General features: G+C 60.3%; 12 protein-coding genes. 7 read left to right on the forward strand and 5 right to left on the reverse strand.

Translation table 11 applies throughout. The features are described 5' to 3' along the window. Positions 1–29: 29 nt before the first annotated feature. From ACYU7Q_RS06380 to ACYU7Q_RS06390, 3 genes are read left to right on the forward strand one after another with little or no spacing between them, the layout of a single operon-like run. Positions 30–1,310 (forward strand): cation:proton antiporter, encoded by a 1,281-nt coding sequence (locus ACYU7Q_RS06380; RefSeq protein WP_460608594.1) that lies wholly within the window; start codon positions 30–32, stop codon positions 1,308–1,310. Positions 1,311–1,359: 49 nt separating this feature from the next. Continuing rightward, entirely contained in the window at positions 1,360–2,052 is a 693-nt protein-coding gene (locus ACYU7Q_RS06385) for a metallophosphoesterase family protein (RefSeq protein WP_460608595.1), read from the forward strand. Next, positions 2,053–2,685: a DNA-3-methyladenine glycosylase family protein gene (locus tag ACYU7Q_RS06390; protein ID WP_460608596.1), complete on the forward strand. Its 633-nt coding sequence runs from the start codon at positions 2,053–2,055 to the stop codon at positions 2,683–2,685. Positions 2,686–2,763: 78 nt separating this feature from the next. On the opposite strand, the gene ACYU7Q_RS06395 is transcribed toward ACYU7Q_RS06390, so the two are convergent. After that, entirely contained in the window at positions 2,764–3,387 is a 624-nt protein-coding gene (locus ACYU7Q_RS06395; RefSeq protein WP_460608597.1) for a 2'-5' RNA ligase family protein, read from the reverse strand. A 47-nt stretch (positions 3,388–3,434) separates the two neighbouring features. Next, complete coding sequence (locus ACYU7Q_RS06400; protein WP_460608598.1) at positions 3,435–3,992, reverse strand: DinB family protein; 558 nt, start codon at positions 3,990–3,992, stop codon at positions 3,435–3,437. 156 nt (positions 3,993–4,148) lie between these two features. On the opposite strand from ACYU7Q_RS06400, the gene ACYU7Q_RS06405 reads away from it, so the two are divergent. Further along, the gene (locus tag ACYU7Q_RS06405) at positions 4,149–6,863 is read left to right on the forward strand and encodes a hypothetical protein (RefSeq protein ID WP_460608599.1); all 2,715 of its coding nucleotides are present in this window, start codon (positions 4,149–4,151) and stop codon (positions 6,861–6,863) included. Between the two features lie 158 nt (positions 6,864–7,021). Further along, positions 7,022–8,932, forward strand: a complete 1,911-nt coding sequence (locus ACYU7Q_RS06410) for an ABC-F family ATP-binding cassette domain-containing protein (RefSeq protein ID WP_460608600.1) — start codon at positions 7,022–7,024, stop codon at positions 8,930–8,932. A 133-nt stretch (positions 8,933–9,065) separates the two neighbouring features. Here the strand turns inward: ACYU7Q_RS06410 and ACYU7Q_RS06415 are convergent, their stop codons facing one another. Continuing rightward, positions 9,066–9,848 (reverse strand): carbonic anhydrase family protein, encoded by a 783-nt coding sequence (locus ACYU7Q_RS06415; RefSeq protein ID WP_460608601.1) that lies wholly within the window; start codon positions 9,846–9,848, stop codon positions 9,066–9,068. Between the two features lie 140 nt (positions 9,849–9,988). Between ACYU7Q_RS06415 and ACYU7Q_RS06420 the strand changes: the two genes are divergently transcribed. After that, positions 9,989–11,317 carry a type IX secretion system plug protein gene (locus ACYU7Q_RS06420; protein WP_460608602.1) on the forward strand — a complete coding sequence of 443 codons (1,329 nt, stop codon included), beginning with the start codon at positions 9,989–9,991 and terminating at the stop codon, positions 11,315–11,317. A gap of 21 nt (positions 11,318–11,338) precedes the next feature. Here ACYU7Q_RS06420 and ACYU7Q_RS06425 read toward each other — a convergent pair whose 3' ends face one another. Further along, the gene (locus tag ACYU7Q_RS06425; RefSeq protein WP_460608603.1) at positions 11,339–12,265 is read right to left on the reverse strand and encodes a hypothetical protein; all 927 of its coding nucleotides are present in this window, start codon (positions 12,263–12,265) and stop codon (positions 11,339–11,341) included. 211 nt (positions 12,266–12,476) lie between these two features. Between ACYU7Q_RS06425 and ACYU7Q_RS06430 the strand changes: the two genes are divergently transcribed. After that, positions 12,477–13,946, forward strand: a complete 1,470-nt coding sequence (locus tag ACYU7Q_RS06430; RefSeq protein ID WP_460608604.1) for a M48 family metalloprotease — start codon at positions 12,477–12,479, stop codon at positions 13,944–13,946. 4 nt (positions 13,947–13,950) lie between these two features. Here the strand turns inward: ACYU7Q_RS06430 and ACYU7Q_RS06435 are convergent, their stop codons facing one another. Continuing rightward, positions 13,951–14,709 carry a hypothetical protein gene (locus ACYU7Q_RS06435; protein WP_460608605.1) on the reverse strand — a complete coding sequence of 253 codons (759 nt, stop codon included), beginning with the start codon at positions 14,707–14,709 and terminating at the stop codon, positions 13,951–13,953. Between the last annotated feature and the right edge of the window lie 5 nt (positions 14,710–14,714).

The raw sequence follows: 14,714 nt of genomic DNA on the forward strand, positions 1-14,714 counted from the left end.
AATCATTTAACCATGCATCCCTTACCCCTATGGACCTCTATACCGCCCTTGCGCTCCTGCTCGTCATCGCGGCGGCTTTTGCCTACGTCAACCTGCGTTTCCTGAAAATGCCGACTGCTATTGGGCTGATGTTGCTGGGGCTGGTGGCATCGCTGGCGCTGGTGGGGCTGGCGCGCTTCGAGGTGAAGCCCGTGCTGGAATTTGCGAAGCTGGTAAACCGGCTGGACTTCAGCACCATCGTGATGCAGGTGATGCTGGGGTTTCTGCTGTTTGCGGGGGCTATTCACGTCGATACCCGCAGCCTGGGGCGGCTGCGATGGCCGGTGAGTGTGCTGGCGCTGGTGGGCACGCCGCTGAGCACGGCCATTGTGGCGGGGGCCATGTATTTGCTGCTGCCGTGGTTTGGGCTGCCCACGCCGTTCATCTACTGCCTGCTGTTTGGGGCGCTGATTTCGCCCACCGACCCGGTGGCCGTGCTCAGCATTCTGACCAAAGCCAACATCCCGAAATCCTTGGAAACGAAGATTGTGGGCGAGTCGCTGTTCAATGATGGCGTGGGCGTGGTGCTGTTTGTGGTGACGCTGGAACTGGCCCTGCTGGGCCCGGGCGACGTGACGCTGCCCCACGCCCTCGGCATTTTTCTGCGCGAAACGGTGGGCGGCCTGGCCCTAGGCACGGCGTTGGGGCTGGGCGCGGGCTGGCTGCTGCGCACCATTGATAACTACCAGGTGGAGGTGCTCATCACGCTGGCGCTGGTGGCGGGCGGTACGGCCCTGGCCACGTACCTGCACACTTCGGGGCCGCTGGCCATGGTGATGGCGGGCTTGCTGGTGGGCCATTTCAGCCGCAGCGGCGGGATGCTTTCGGACGAGTCGCAGGACTACGTAGACAAGTTCTGGGAACTGATTGATGAGGTGCTGAATGCGTTGCTCTTTGTGCTGATGGGCCTGGAAGTGCTGGTGCTGCACATTCCCGGGCGCACGGTCCTGGCGGGGCTGGCGGCCATAGCAGTGGTGCTGGTAGCGCGGCTGGCGGCGGTGGCCCTGCCGCTGGGGCTGCTGCGCATCCGGTCCACATTCCGGGCTTCCGACCACAGCCTGACCGTGCTCACCTGGGGCGGATTGCGCGGGGGCCTGTCGGTGGCGCTGGCCCTGAGCCTGCCCGCCACCATGCCGCGCGAGCTGCTGGTGGGCATTACCTACGTAGTGGTGGTGTTTTCGATTATCGGCCAGGGCCTTACCATCGGGCCGCTGGTGCGCTGGCTGGGCGTGGCGCAGCCGAATATTGATGAGGCAAAAAAACACGCCTAAAGCACTTCCAGCAGGACCTTTCCACTCCCTTTCCACTGTTTTTAAGGCCATGAATCTATTCATCATCGGCGATGTGCACGGCTGCTTTCACACCTTCAGCGAAATGCTGAAACGCTGGGACCCGGCCACTGACCACCTCATTCAGGTAGGCGATTTGGTGGACCGTGGGGCCCACATTCCCGAAACCGTGGAACTGGCCCGGCAGCTGAACGAGCAGTACCCCGAGTCGACTACCTTCTTGATGGGCAACCACGAGGATGCACTGCTGCACCACTTTAGCCCCCAAGGCCCCTACCCCGGCTGGATGAGCTGGGGCGGCCGCAGCACCACCGAGCAGTATAAGCTACAGCCCAAGCTGCTGGCTCAGCACCTGCCCTGGCTCGAACAACGCCCCCTGTTGTGGCAAAACGACCACGTGCTGGTGAGCCACGCCGGCTTGGCCGATGTTCCGCTGGCCGTGGCCATGGACCGCGACAGCTCCGACGGCATTCTGTGGCGGCGGGGGCCGTTGCGGCGCCTTCCGCAGCTGCAAGTGGTGGGCCACACGCCCATGGACGACGGCGACGCGGTATTCGACCGCGCCACCAACACGATGTACATCGACACGGGCGCGGTGTTCGGGCGCAACCTCACGGCCCTGCGCCTCTCCCCGACCGGCGATGTGCTCGATATTATTATGCTGCCCGTTAACCCCGACGACTTACTGAACAAGGCCCGCTTCACCCACCTCACGCCCCGCTAAATGCTCAACCAAGCCGCCATCGAACACCTTTCGGCCGCCGACCCGATTCTGGGCACGGTCATCGCCAACGGCCGCGACATTCACCCCCGCCCCCACGAAGACCTGTATCTGGCGCTGCTGCGCGCCATTGTGAGCCAGCAGATTTCGACCAAAGCCGCCGCCGCTATCTGGAAACGCTTCCAAAGCCTTTTCCCGCCCGAGGGCTACCCCGAGCCGCGCGAAGTGCTGGCCCTGAGCGAGGACGAGTTGCGCGCCGTCGGGCTTTCGCGCCAGAAAGCCGGTTACCTCAAGGCCATTGCCGAGTACAACGAGCGCGGCCTGCTCGACTACGAGCACCTCACCAGCCTCTCGGAAGAGGCCTTCACCCAGCACCTCACCGCTATCAAAGGCGTGGGCCGCTGGACCGCCCAGATGCTCCAGATGTTCGCCCTCGACCAGCCCGACGTGTTTGCCGAAGGCGACCTGGGCGTGCAGAACGCCATGCGCAAGCACTACGGCCTGGAAGAAACCGGACGCGCCCTGCAAAAACGCATGATTGTCATTGCCGAATCCTGGCGTCCTTACCGCTCCCTGGCCTGCAAATACCTCTGGCAAAGCCTGGACAACGGCACCCAGATTCCGCCATCGGTGTAGTGGAAACGGCAATCAAAAAGCCCGTCATGCTGCGCGCAGCACGACGGGCTTTTTAGTCTTTACCGTTCTGTTTAGTTCCTACTTTTCCTTGAGTACTGCATGCTCAACTCCGAGTTGATACGTTTCTTCCTGCAGAAATAACTCGCCCTGCTGGCGGAGGATGGCGAGGTTGTTCACCTCGATTTTCAGGTTGTAGGTTTCCTCGTTGAGGAAGCTCAGCACCGGGCCGAGCAGGTCGGGGGTGGTGTCGTGCAGGGCCAGGGAGATGTGCGGCAGCCAGCAATCGGGGCCGCTGAACTTGTCGGTGCGCAGGCACAGCGGCGCGGTGGCCTCGAGGATGCGGTGGTGCAGGGCATTGAGGGCATCGGAGCGCAGCACGGGGATGTAGATGACGGGCCGCTCGCCGGGAAACACGCCCAGGCCGGTGGTGAAGGCCGGAAACGGCTCGGTGGTGGCGGCCACGTCGGCCAGCACTTCCTTCAGGGCCGAAAGCTTGTGCACGCCGGCCAGCTGGTAGGTCAGGTGCGGGTCGGGGGTGGCCTGCACGTCGTCGAGGCCGAATTTTTTCTCCAGCTTCTTGATGATGCGGTTGATGTGCGCGGCGTGCGGCGGCGTGAGCAGGGTGGTGATGGCAAGCATATGGGGCGGGGGCCAATCAAGGTTTTCGGCGGGGCAGTCGGCCAGAAAATCGGTCTGAGTCATCGGTATGCTGCTTACGGGAGGACGGCTAAGTAGATGCACGGGCGGGCTTATTTGCGGTCCTGCATGGTTTGATTGAACTGCTGGCTCTGGCCGCGCGGGATGCTCAGGGACTGAAAATCATCGCCCCGGATGATTTTGGCCAGCTGCACCAGCTGCCCCACGTGCGAGGCGTAGTGGGCCACCTGGCGCTGCACGGCTTCCAGCACCGTGTGCGCCTCGCCCCGGATGGTAACGGTGCGCAGCAAATCGGCGGGCTGCAGCTCATTCAATAAACCGAACAGGATGCCCCAGGCGGCCTCCCACTCCTGCCGCAGCGCCGGGATGCCGGCCGCGTCGCGGGGCTCCTCAAATTCCTGGTCGCGCTGGCGGGTGGGTTTTTCGCCGTCGGTGGTCAGGAAATCGGTGAAGCGCGAGCGCAGGTTGCCCACTAGGTGCTGCACAATGACGGCAGCGCTGTTGCTGCCCGGCGCGGGCCGGTGCAGCCACTCGGCGTCGCTGAGCTGGGCCAGGGCACGGTCGGCCAGCGTTTTATATTGCTGAAAGCTGTGGCGAAAGGAAGCCAGCAGGGCCGTGCCCAGGGCATCGGCGGCGGATGGGATAGGCATGGCCTAAAAGTAATAAATCCGGCCGAAGCTACGACAGCCCGGCCAGCACTTTTAACCAGCCGCTCGGTCGGGGAATCGTGCCTTTTCATCGACTTAGCGCGCTAAAGCACAACCCTCACCGGGGCCGCTTGCGTTATCAACCTTCCGCCCAATACCGTGTCCGAACTAGCCGCACCCACCGCCTTCCCACCGCCCTCCGCCCCTCGTGCGCCAGAGGCTCCTTCGCCCCGGCCCCGTCGTTGGGTATGGTGGCTGCTGGGCGTGGCGTTGGTGCTGCTGGTGCTCACGCTGGTAGCCCAGCGCATGCTCGACCCGTGGCTGCGCCGGAAGCTGGAGCAGCAGGTGACCACCCAAACCCACGGCCAATACCGCCTGCAGGTGGGGGCGCTGCATACCAGCCTGTGGCAGCGCGCCATCCGGCTCAGCGGCCTTCGCCTGCGCCCCGCCGCCACCGTGGCCGATACCCTGCCCCGCGTCCGGCTCGATGTGGCCGAGCTTGATGTCACGGGCATCGGCCTGTTGACGCTGTTGCGCAAAGGCGTGGTACCTATTGATAGCGTGGTGCTGGATTCGGCTAGGATTGAGGTACTGGCCTTAGCCCAAAAGCCCACTCGAAACGCCGGCAAGCCATTGCATGAGCAATTGCCACTCAAGCTCAAAGGCCTGGATATTGGCTATTTCGGCCTGCTGCACACCCAGGCCAACTACCAGCCCAACGGGGCGCATGCCCAGCCTACAGCTGGCTTCCGCCGCGCCGATTTGAGCGCCCAGAACCTGCTCATCAGCGCGGCCGGCGCGGCCGATTCGCAGCGCCTGGGCTACGCCGTTGGGTGGAATCTTCGGCTGCAACACGCGCAGGGGCAGGCGGCTGGCCACCGGCTAGCCGTGGCCGGGCTGACTATTTCGACTGGCGACCAGCTCATCCAGCTTGATTCCGGACGCGTGCAGCCGCAGGGAACCGCCAGCGCGGGCCAGCCCCGCATCGATTTGCTGCTGCCACGCCTGCGCCTCACCGGCCTGCGGGCTGCGACCTTGCAGCACCAGCACCGCTTTCGGGCTGATTCGCTGCTGATTCAGCAGCCGCAGCTTACTGCTAGTTTGCCCGCCACTGGCTCGGCTGGAAATTCAACATCGGCTACAAACTATCTTAGAAGCCTGGATTTGGCGCACCTGGCCGTGAAGGGTGGCTACGCACGAGTGCACGGCACAGCGGCCAACCCTGTTATTCACGGCTTGGCAGTGGCGGGCACGGCCATTCACTTCGATTCGGTGAATGCGCCCGATGCGCAGCGCATTTTCTTCGCCAAAGCCTGGGAAGTGGCCCTGGGCCACAGCCAGGCCACGGTGGCGGCGCACGCACTGGCGCTGGGCAGCCTGCATTTGTCAACCTCGAAAGGCACGTTTACCCTCCGCTCGGTGCGGATTCGGCCGCCCGCGGCTGGCCAGGGCAAGCCCGGCGGTGTGCGTGTCGACCTCAAGCTGCCCGGCCTGGCATTGGCCGGGCTCGATGCCAAAGCATTACAACAGCGACATTTCAAGGCCCAAAGCCTGGTGCTGGACCGGCCCGACCTCGGCTTTACGCCGCCCGTGCAGCCGCCCCCGCCTTTCTGGAAGCTGCTCTCGAAGCAGCTGCGCCGCTCCGAGCTGGCCGTGGTGCGCGTGAACCACGCCGACGTGCGTTTCGGCCGCTGGCGGCACGCGCCCCACGTGCGCGACCTGAACGCGACCGGCAAATCCATCCGCATCGACTCGGCGGCGAATATCGACCCGCACCGCATTGCCTACGCCCGGGCTTGGTTGCTGAATACCGGCCGGTTCTCCGCCCCCTTCGACCCACCCTTTTACCGGGCCAGCAGCCAGCACGTGCACCTCGACACCGACGCCCATCTGTTGAAATTCAACGACATGCTGCTGCGGCCCCGGTTCTCACCCATCGGTATGAACCTGCACAAGGGCTACCAGGCGCCGGCCGTTACGGTTAAAGTAAAGCAGCTGACCCTGGCCGGGCTCGATTTTGTGGGGCTGGTAAACCACGGTGATTTTCGCATGAAGCGGGCCACCGCGCAAAACCCGGTGGCCCTCATCGCCTCCGACGGCCGCGGTCCTATCAACCCGAATAAATCTAAAATATCCCCCGAGGAGATGCTCAACCTGCCCGTAATCGTCGACGTGCCGCGGCTCGACCTGGTTGGTGGGAGCCTCTACACCACCTACCGCAGCCCGCTCACGCCCATCACCGGCACCATGAACATTACCCGTTTCAACGGCACGTTCTACAACCTGAGCAACGACCGCCGCCACCAGACGCCGGCCACGCCCCTCACCGGCAAGGCCACTACTTACCTGCAGAATCAGTGCCGGCTCGATGCGCAGTTGTCCGTCTATTTGCTCGACCCCAAGGGCCGCCACCACATTTGGGGCGCGTTCGGGCCCGGCTCGTTTTCCATGCTCAACTCCATGACCGTGCCCACCAAGCTGGTCGAATTCAAGAGCGGCCAGGCCCAGCGCATCCGCTTCGATATGCGGGTGGACCGCCAGGGCTCCACCGGCACCATGTGGGCCGAATACACCGGCCTGCAGATGGAGCTGCTGGGTTACAAAGACGAGGAAGTGAAGAAAACCCTCATCAAGCGCGTCATCTCGAAAGCGGTGAACGTTATTGTGATTCGCGACCAGAACCCACGCAAGCGCGGCGAACTGGTGACCGGCGAAATGAAGAGCACCCGCGAGCCGCGCTTTTCGGTGTTTGCGCTCTGGCGGCAGGGTGTGGTAAGCGGCCTGTTCAACAACGTGGGCGTGCCCCAGAAAATCGCCCAGAAGCTGAGCGAGGCTCAGGACCAGGCCCCGCTGCCGAAGGGTCCATCCAAATAGGGCTACAATCAGTCGGTTACGCTGAGTCAGCTAACAGCGCGCCGTTCCGTTTCGCACTTTCTGGCCCTGTTTGACGGTTGCGTATTCCGGCAGCACGGTTTTTTAGCCGGCGGCCCCCGCCTCGGCCGTACCTTTGCGCCTGAATACCCCGCGACCCCATGATTTCAATCTCTGACCTCGACTTCCATTTCGGCTCCCGCACGCTGTACGACAACGCCAGCCTGCACATCAAGCCCAAGGATAAAATCGGCCTCATCGGCCTCAACGGCACCGGTAAGTCTACCCTGCTGCGCCTGCTGGTGGGCGAATACAAGGCCGACGGCGGCTCGATTTCGATGAGCAAGGAAGTGACCCTGGGCTTCCTCAACCAGGATTTGCTGAGCTACGACACGCACGAGAGCATCCTGCACGTGGCCATGCAGGCTTTCGAGGAAGCGCTGGAGTTGCAGAAGAAGATTGACGACCTGCTGGTGTTGTTCGAAACCGATTATTCCGACGACCTCATCGACAAGCTGGCCGCCATGCAGGAGCGGTTTGAGGCGCTGGGCGGCTACACTATGCAGGCCCGCGCCGAGGAAATCCTCGAAGGTCTGGGCTTCACCACCGAGGAGCTGGCCAAGCCATTGAAAAGCTTCTCGGGCGGCTGGCGCATGCGCGTGATGCTGGCCAAAATCCTGCTCCAGCAGCCCTCGCTCCTGCTGCTCGACGAACCTACCAACCACTTGGACTTGCCGTCCATCAAGTGGATTGAGAACTACCTGGCCGACTACGAGGGCGCGGTTATCATCGTGAGTCACGACCGGGCTTTCCTCGACCGCACCACCAACACCACGGTGGAGGTTATCGGCGGCAAGCTGGTGCCCTACGCCGGCAACTACAGCTACTACCTCGAAGAAAAAGAGGAGCGCAACGCCATTCAGAAAGGCGCTTTCGAGAACCAGCAGGCCCAGATTCGGCAGGCCGAGCGGTTCATCGAACGCTTCAAAGCCAAGGCAAGCAAGGCCAAGCAAGCCCAGAGCCGCGTGAAGGCCCTCGACAAGCTGGAGCGCATTGAGGACGTGGCCCAGGACGCGGCCAAAATCAACATGAAGTTCACCTTCAAAGTTGAGCCCGGCCGCCACATCCTCCGCATGGAGCACGTGACCAAGAAGTACGACCAAAAGCTGATTTTCCGCGACACCAACGTGCACATCGAGCGCGGCGATAAAATTGCGCTAATCGGGGCCAACGGCAAGGGCAAATCGACGCTCATGCGCCTCGTGGCGGGCACCGAAGCGCCCACCGCCGGCAAGCACCAGCTGGGTCACAACGTGATAATGTCGTTCTACGCCCAGCACCAGCTGGAATCCCTGACGCTCGACAACGAGATTTTGCAGGAGATGAGCGAGGCCGGCTCGAAGCGCAACGACATGGAATTGCGCTCGGTACTGGGCTCGTTTCTGTTCACAGGCGAGGAAGTTTTTAAGAAAATCAAGGTGTTGAGCGGTGGCGAGAAAAGCCGCGTGGCCCTGGCCAAAACCCTGATTTCGGAAGCCAACTTCCTGTTGCTTGACGAACCGACCAACCACCTGGACATGGTGTCGGTAAACATCCTGATTCAGGCCCTGGAGCAGTACGAAGGCACTTTCATCGTCATCAGCCACGACCGGTACTTTGTGGAGAACGTGGCCACCAAAATCTGGTACATCGAGGATTTCCAGCTGAAGGAATACCCCGGCACTTACAACGAGTACGAGCAGTGGATGGAGGACCGCGAAAAGGCCGCCAAGAAAGCCGGCCTGCCCAGCCCCTCGGCCCCCAAGCCTCAGCCCAAAGAGGAGAAGAAAACCGAAGCCGCCCCCGCCAAAACGTCCTCGCCCGACCAGAAAAAAGCGCTGAAAGAACTGGCCGAAGTAGAAGCTAAAATTGACACGCTGGAAAAAGAATTAGCCGGCTACGAAAAGCAGCTTGCCGACCCAAAAATCTATGAAAATTCAGCGCAGCTAAAAGACGCGACGATGAAATTCGAACAGGTAAAAAAGGAATTGGCGCAATTAAACGACCGTTGGGAAATGTTGGCGGAAGTTTAATTTGAATAGGTAATTAAACGAAAAGCCTCTCTGAAGCACCGTGCTTCGGAGAGGCTTTTTTATTTCAGGCACTGATTGCTATTCTGTAAGCTCCAAATTAGGAACCCAAATAATAATGTGGGGCCAACCAGTATTACAGCAGTTGCGTCGCCACTTCGTCCTCCAGGAAGGCCACCCGGCCCGTCGCAATGTCGTGCATACCGCCAATGATTCCGACTTCTCCCTTCTCAATCATTTCTTTTAGAATTGGGCTGCGCTCCATAATTCCGCGCACGGTTCTTTTCACGTTTATTAATGCCACTTTTTCTACGAAAGCCGGATTATTGGAATTTCTGTTATCCGACTCGGTTTTCTCATCAAATACCGCCGGCTGAATTTTACTCAGCAGGGCCGTTAAATTGCCCATTTCCACGTGGTCGCAGGCACCTTTTATCGCGCCGCATTTCGAGTGGCCCAGCACTACAATTATTTTCGAGCCGGCCACTTTGCAGGCGAATTCCATGCTGCCCAAAATATCTTCGTTGATGATATTTCCGGCTATCCGCACGCTGAAAACATCTCCTAGCCCCTGGTCAAAAATCAGCTCGGCCGAAGTCCGGCTATCAATGCAGCTTAGGATAACGGCAAACGGGAATTGTCCATCGGCCGTGTACCCGGCCTGTTCCAGCAAGTCGCGGTTGGCCTTGAGGTTATTGACGAATCGGCTGTTGCCTTCTTTTAAAATCTGAAGCGCAGTCTTTGGTGTTAAGCTGGCTTGGGTTTCTTGTGTGTGCACCCGCATTTGGCTGTTATTTTTTTTGGATAAAAGAACGATAAGGCAACGCGTCAGAAGGGCCGGCTGAGTTGCTCCAGGCATTGCGGCCGCTTCGTTGGTTACGTAAATTAACGCAGCGAAGCCGTTTAGAAAATCAACCAAATCAGGTTTGCGGGGCGAGGTGATTAGCTGTCAGGCAGCATCTATGGCGGGCCGGCCATCAGGCGCGGGGTTCCTCACGCCGCGAATGGCGCAGAGCCTTGCTGAGCGAATCATTATTGCTGAGCCGTAACTTTCGGCCCATGCGCATCCTTCCCCTTGCTTCCCTCCTCCTCGCCACCGCCTGCGTGCCGCTGGGCACCCCCATCACCAGCACCACGCCGGGCACCCAAAAACCACCCGAATACTACGCCGACCGCACCCTGCGCTACCAGGACTACACCTACTCGCCCGACGTGCGTAGTGTGCAGTGCTACGTGAACACCGGCCAGCCCAACGAAGTACTGCAACCAGCGGTGGTGCCGCTGGGCCAGAGCCCGAGCATTCTGCTGGAGTTTGACGTGCTGGGTGAGCAAAGCCAGCGCTACACGGCTAAGCTCATTCATTGCGATGCCGACTGGCAGCCTTCGGTGCTGACGGACATGCAGTTTCTGAACGAAATCAACGAGTTTCTCATCACCGATTACCGGGTGGGCACGGGCACCAAAGTGCCGTATTACCACTACCGGCTGCGGGCCCCGCAGGTGAAGCTGAGCGGCAACTACCTGCTGGTGGTGCAAAGCCAGGGCGGCGTGCCGGTAGTATCGCGCCGGCTGCTGGTGTATGAGAACCAGGTGAATGTGGGTCTGGCCCCGGGCATCGTCATTGGTGGGCAGGAGCGGTTTACCATGCAGCAGCTCGATTTCAGCATCGGCTACGGCACCGTGGACTTGGTGAACCCCGCTGTGGAAGTGAAGGTGGTGCTGCGCCAGAACTTCCGCTGGGACAACGCCAAGTACAACCTCCGCCCCACCTTCGTGCGCGACGCCGAGCGCCGACTTGAGTACCAGTATTTCAACTTCGAAAACGCCTTCCCCGGTCTCAGCGAGTACCGGTATTTCGATACGCGCTCCATCCAGACGGTGGGCATCGGGGTGCTGCACGTGGACCCACGCGCCACGCCCGTGACCACGGTGCAGCTCCAGCTCGAAGTGTCGCGCGCCCTCACGGCCTACAACCAGTACGTGGATTCCAACGGCCAGCGCGTGTTCGAGAGCCGCGAATACGGCAGCGGGGCCACCAATGCCGACTACGCCGACGTAGAGTTCCAGCTAAAGGCGCCACAGCCCGCGCCCGGCCCGGTCTACGTATTCGGCGCCCTCTCCGACTGGCAGCTGAAAGACGAATTCAAGCTGAAATACGACGAAGCCCAGCAACTCTACACCGGCCACGCCCTGCTCAAGCAAGGCTACTACAACTACGATTTTGCCGTGGCCGGAGCCGCCGGCAAGGCTCCCAACGAAGTCTACTTCGAAGGCACGCACTACGAAACCGAAAACCAGTACGACCTGCTGGTGTACTACCGCCCGCCCGGCACCCGCGCCGACCTGCTCATCGGCTACAAAGCCGTGGACATGAACAGCCGGCAATAGCGCCGACGCGCATGGCCACGGCTACTTCGCGCTGAGCTGGACACTGGTTTTCAGCGAGATACTTTCGCCCCCATAGCCGCCGTAGCCGCTTCCCTGGCCTCCGCGCATGCCGCCACCCCGCATGCCACCACCGTGCATGCCCATACCACCGGGCATACCGCCACGCATGCCCATGCCGCCCTGGCCGCTGTTCACTACGCTGCCGCCGGGGCTAGCCACGGGCGGGTTCCACTTGTTGCCGGCAATGGTGATGCCCACCACAGCGGGCCGGCCACCGGCCAGGGCAGGCAGCTTGTGGTAGAGCAGGCGCAAGGGCACGGCCAGTTCATAAATTAGGTCTTCCTGCGCATCCACGGCCAAGGCAGCTTTCACGCCGAGCTGCGACTGGGCATCGGTGAGCGTGGGTTCCTTATTGCCTTTGTAGTTAAGGAGCTCCATCTCCCGCAAATTGGCAACAACTCGTTTCATACGCTCGTGCCGGGAGGCTTGGCGGTCGGCGGGTGAATCGGCGGCATTATCGGGTTGCTGGTCGCTGCCTTCGGCCCCACCGCGCCCAGCCAGGGGGCCACCCAAGGGGAAGCGCACCCCGAACTGGTGCTGGTTTCGCCCCGTGGTATCGAGCCAGACCGTGAGGCCCAGCCGCACAATTTTGGCCTGCGTGGTAGGGTCAGCGGCTTTGATGCGCAAGTACACCGCACGGCCGTCGTTCAATACCTGATATTGCAGCTTGCTGGTGGGGTCGTAGTGCAACGAATCGGTCCACTCCGTGGCCAGCCCGTCGACTACCGGCGGCGCGGGTACAAACCGGCTGGCGCTGCTGGCCGTGGGCTGGCGGCTGCACGCCAGAAATAAAAAAGCAGCGGGCAGCCAGACAGGCCACAAACGGGAAATAATCATCGCAAAAACTGAAAACAAGCGGGCAAAATCAGCCGCAATATTGCCGGGCATTGCGTGTGTTTTGGGTGAATGTGACTGGTTTGGCCGCAAACTGGCAGGGAAATGGCATAACCCCGATGGTACTTGCCTCGAACGGCTCCAAGGCAAAGTCGACAGTAGTCCCAATCAAGGCCAACCGTCATGTGGCGTAACCGCATTTGCCCCGCCGCCGTTGCAAGCCCATCCGTTGCCCTTCACCGGTAATTCCGCTTTATTTATTCCCATGAATCTTTCGCTTCTTCCCTCCATGCGCACCAGCGCGCTACTCGCGCTGCTGGTACCGCTGGCCAGCTCTTCCAGCATGACTGATTGGGCTGCCCACCGCCCGGCTACCTCCCCTGCCAAGACCATTCCCGCTGCCCGCCCGCTGCAAGGTGCCAAGCCCGACCCGGCCGTTATCGCCCAGTTTGGCCTCTATGATAACGCCAAGCTGCAAAGCCTCATCTCGGCGCGGGGCAAGGCCATGACGGCCATCTCCGACCGTCCCGGCGACTACGGCTTTACCATCGTCGATTCGCCCATTATCAACGCCTTCGCTACGCCCGATGGCCACGTGTACTTCACGCGCGGCATCATGGCGTATTTCAACGACGAAGCCCAGTTTTCCGGTGTGCTCGGGCACGAGCTCGGCCACATCACCGCCCAGCACGGCAAGAAACAGCAGACGCGCAGCACCATCGCCGGCATTGGCATGATACTGGGTTCAGTGCTGGCCCCGCGCGTGATGCAGTCGGTGGGCGGCGTGGCGCAGCAAGTGGTCGGCCTGGGCATGCTGAAATACAGCCGCGACGACGAGAACGAGGCCGACGGCCTGGGCGTGAAATACTCCACCAAAATCGGCTACGACGCCAGCCACATGGCCGATTTCTTCCAGACCCTGGAGCGCACCGAGGCCCAGAGCGGTAGCAGCATCCCCACCTTCCTGAGCACTCACCCCAACTCGGCCGACCGCTACACCCGCGTGAAGCAGTTGGCCGCCCAGGCCAAGCAGAGCGTGGGCAACCGCACCCTGGCCGTGAACCGCGACCAGTACCTGCGCTCCATCGAGGGCCTGACCTTTGGCGAAGACCCGCGCCAGGGCTTCGTGGAAGGCGGCGTGTTCTACCACCCCGATTTGAAATTCCGCTTCCCCATCCCCTCGGGCTGGAAATCGCAGAACGCCCCCGACAAATTCCAGATGGCCGAGCCCAACGGCAAAGCCCTGTTGGTGTTCCTCGGCGCCAGCGGCTCGTCGCTGGACGAAGCCGGCCAGAGCCTCGCCAAGTCCATCGGTCTAGCCTCGGCCAACGCCAGCAAAACCACCATCAACGGCTTCCCGGCCCTCGTGTTTGAAGGCGACCAACAGGCTACCGACCAAAGCAGCACGCCCGCCCACGTCCTGGCCCAGCTCATTCAAGATGGCAAGAGCATCTACGCCTTCGTGGGCTTGGCCGCGCCGGCTTCGTTCAGCACCTACGCGCCGCAGTTCCAGCAAGCCGCCCAGGGCTACGCCCGCCTCACCGACCCCAACAAGCTAAACCGCCAGCCCGAGCATATTCACATCCGCACCGCCACCGGCACCCAAACGCTGGCCTCGGCCCTGGCATCCGCCGGCGTTCCATCAAGCCGTTATGAAGAACTGGCCATCGTGAATGGCATGAAAACCACTGATAAGCTGCCGAAAGGGATGCTATACAAGGTTGTGGGCCGTTAAATTGTCATATTTTTTCTACACCTATTTTCTTGTCAATCTCAAGGACTAGGTTGTATAAACTGTCAGAAAAGACCGATTCCGAGTTTCCCGGAATCGGTCTTATATTAAAATGAAGAGGCATAGTTTTAAACTGATGCAGCTTAGCTGAAAAAGCGGGTTTGATTTTGGATGTATACTGATAAGCTATTACTCCAGTAAGGAAATTTTTGTCTTCCTCCGAAAGTGACGCTTTACGAATTGAATTGAGTATGTTATCAATCATTTCTAGTAAAGCTTTCAAGCTTGCCAGCGTTGGCAATGCTTCAAACGGATTTTGTCTAATGGAGTCTGAAGATAATAAGTCAGGTAATAGCTCTACAAACGCAGTAAACGCACTCGCACCCTTATAGGGAATAACAACTGCTGCTAAATTGTTATCTGTTCTCTCGTGTACAAATCCAAAATCATTTATATCGTTTCTGATTAGATTGACTTGCTCCGTGAGATGGGTCAAAACCTTCCGCTGTATTTCATCTAGTTGTTGCTGCTCAAACTGTTGCCTTACAAGTTCATTAGCATCTATCTGTGCTTTTAGGGCAAAAAATACCAGTACTGAGCCTATCAAGCTTGTAATTGGGGAAGTAATTCCGCCTATTGTGTCCCCAATTGGCCCTGTCTCATTGAAACTAAATAGGCCAAAGCTTCGCGTCAAGACAAATGGAGCCGTTATAACACATAAGATTCCAATGCTGAGCAACCACTTTGACCATTTAAGCTCTTTCATAGAGA

The sequence above is a fragment of the Hymenobacter terrigena genome, assembly GCF_054776515.1.

Bases quoted from the DNA above. Each gene is read 5' to 3' on its own strand.
- ACYU7Q_RS06420 (WP_460608602.1), top strand. From the start codon at position 9,989: ATGCGCATCCTTCCCCTTGCTTCCCTCCTCCTCGCCACCGCCTGCGTG.
- ACYU7Q_RS06410 (WP_460608600.1), top strand. From the start codon at position 7,022: ATGATTTCAATCTCTGACCTCGACTTCCATTTCGGCTCCCGCACGCTG.
- ACYU7Q_RS06390 (WP_460608596.1), top strand. From the start codon at position 2,053: ATGCTCAACCAAGCCGCCATCGAACACCTTTCGGCCGCCGACCCGATT.
- ACYU7Q_RS06400 (WP_460608598.1), bottom strand. From the start codon at position 3,992: ATGCCTATCCCATCCGCCGCCGATGCCCTGGGCACGGCCCTGCTGGCT.
- ACYU7Q_RS06380 (WP_460608594.1), top strand. From the start codon at position 30: ATGGACCTCTATACCGCCCTTGCGCTCCTGCTCGTCATCGCGGCGGCT.
- ACYU7Q_RS06395 (WP_460608597.1), bottom strand. From the start codon at position 3,387: ATGACTCAGACCGATTTTCTGGCCGACTGCCCCGCCGAAAACCTTGAT.
- ACYU7Q_RS06435 (WP_460608605.1), bottom strand. From the start codon at position 14,709: ATGAAAGAGCTTAAATGGTCAAAGTGGTTGCTCAGCATTGGAATCTTA.
- ACYU7Q_RS06430 (WP_460608604.1), top strand. From the start codon at position 12,477: ATGAATCTTTCGCTTCTTCCCTCCATGCGCACCAGCGCGCTACTCGCG.
- ACYU7Q_RS06425 (WP_460608603.1), bottom strand. From the start codon at position 12,265: ATGCCCGGCAATATTGCGGCTGATTTTGCCCGCTTGTTTTCAGTTTTT.
- ACYU7Q_RS06385 (WP_460608595.1), top strand. From the start codon at position 1,360: ATGAATCTATTCATCATCGGCGATGTGCACGGCTGCTTTCACACCTTC.